The sequence below is a fragment of the Halomonas sp. WWR20 genome, assembly GCF_054602495.1.
Genome location: NZ_JBTRHR010000024.1, coordinates 1 through 1885, shown reverse-complemented (window position 1 = coordinate 1885; position 1885 = coordinate 1). Strand labels below are relative to the sequence as shown.

Sequence of the window (1885 nt, the reverse complement as noted above, 5' to 3'; positions counted from 1 at the left end):
ATGGGCGTTGCAGGGCGTGAGTTCCGACCAGGTATTGCAGATGCCGATGATCGGCTTGCCCTGGAACTCATGGTCGGGGATGCCCTGGTTCTTCATCCAACTGCGGTACATGAAACCGTTCTTGTCGGCGCTGCCGAACCACTCGGCGGAGCGAAGCGGGCGCTTGGTGTCTGGCATGGTCGAGTCACTCCATGAAAATGCTTTGTCAGAACCCTACACGGATTATCGATAACCTTGTAATAGCAAAATCTCTCAATATTGATATGAAAAATAATATCAATATTTTTTACCGCTGATTTCCTATAACTCCCGCGCAGCAGCCAAAATACTTCCCAATATGAATAACTCACTGTCCTAGTAGAACTTTTGGACATTGCCTCCGGCAGCTCCGCTGCAAGCCATGCGACAGACAGCGCAGCATAGAGCGAGTTTCATAGGCTAAAGTCTATGTTGAACTTACTTCATCTATGTTCAACATATAAGCCACGCATTGATGGACGCCTGCTGCCTTGATCACTAGCACCTCATGCCTAGCACGATACGACGCAGCACAAGAACAACGCCATACGGAGCCAACTCATGAAACCTCTCAAGTACACCCTGCTCGCAGCCGGTTCGCTCCTTCTGCTCGGCGCGAGTAGCGCCTGGGCCGCCGAGTACGAATGGAAATTTCAGGCTTCGGAAACTTCCGGCGAACCCAGCTTCAAGATCAAGCAGGAGTGGGCCGACAAGATCAGCACCATGACCGGTGGTCAGGTCGAAATCGAAGTCATGCCGATCAATTCGATCGTGGGGCCGACGGAAACCCTGCAGGCGGTCAGCTCGGGCATTCTGCAGGGCCACATGACCGACCCCAGCTATTTTTCCGGACAGGATCCGGCTTACGGCATGCTGGGGAACCTGGTCGGTGCGTGGAACGACCCCTACGATTTTCTTGAGTACATGAAGTACGGTGGTGGCGAAGAGCTTTACAACGAACTCACCGAGCCCTACGGCGCCCACCTGATCGCGGCAGGCACCTTCCCTCTGGAGTCGATCCCCTCCACCCAGCCGATCGAGTCCATAGCCGATTTCCAGGGGCTGAAAATCCGCGCTCCTCAGGGCATGGTCTACAACATCTTCGAACGCATCGGCGCCACGCCGGTCAACCTGCCGGGCTCCGAGGTGTATACCGGGCTTGAAAAGGGCGTAATCGATGCGGCGGATTCGACGGTTCTGTCCAATAACGATGCCATGGGACTGCATTCCTTTGCGCCCTATCCGTTATATCCAGGCTTCCACTCCATGCCGATGATTGCCGTCTCGATCAACAAGGATATCTGGGACGGTTTGCCGGAGGACCTGCAGGTCACGTTGAAAACGGCCTTCGATCGAATGGCCTACGATCTGGTGGCCCGACTCAAGGAGCAGGACATCCAGACACTGCAGAAACTCAAGGACAATCCCGACGTCCACCCCTTCGACCTGCCGCCGGAAGAACGCAAGAAGTTCCGCCAGGCCGCCGAGCAGGAATGGAAGGAATGGGCCGGCAAGAACGCCATGACGCAGAAAGTGTATGATTCTGCGACCGCCTTCCTCAAGGCACGCAACCAGCTCTAACCCAGCGTGAACCGGCTATGTCGGCCATCACCTGTCAACTCGCTAATACCCGCCTCGGGTCGTTAGCGAGTTGATGCAGTTTTATCCAGAGGAAAGGTCATGTCTCGACACTCCCCCGACCGGGACAGCCGCGACGAGGTGCCCGTCGCCTCCCGCGAGGATGAAATCGCCGCGCCCACCGCCGGTGAGCCGGCTTCCGGGGCGCCGGATGCCAGCGATCCGGTCCGCAGCGCCTTCGACCGCGGTGTGGTGTGGTGCGCGCGCGGCGCCGCCTGGCTGGTGTTCG

General features: G+C 57.1%; 1 protein-coding gene and 2 pseudogenes. 2 read left to right on the top strand and 1 reads right to left on the bottom strand.

What is annotated here, in order from left to right; genetic code table 11:
* A pseudogene (locus ACW4DH_RS18955) lies at window positions 1-177 on the bottom strand (dihydroxy-acid dehydratase); the annotation flags it as partial.
* 402 nt (window positions 178-579) lie between these two features.
* Between ACW4DH_RS18955 and ACW4DH_RS18950 the strand changes: the two are divergent.
* Window positions 580-1599 carry a TRAP transporter substrate-binding protein gene (locus ACW4DH_RS18950; protein ID WP_459637958.1) on the top strand — a complete coding sequence of 340 codons (1020 nt, stop codon included), beginning with the start codon at window positions 580-582 and terminating at the stop codon, window positions 1597-1599.
* A 99-nt stretch (window positions 1600-1698) separates the two neighbouring features.
* A pseudogene (locus tag ACW4DH_RS18945) lies at window positions 1699-1885 on the top strand (hypothetical protein); the annotation flags it as partial.

Excerpts from the sequence above, each read along its gene's own strand:
- ACW4DH_RS18950 (WP_459637958.1), top strand. The coding sequence starts at position 580 with ATGAAACCTCTCAAGTACACCCTGCTCGCAGCCGGTTCGCTCCTTCTG.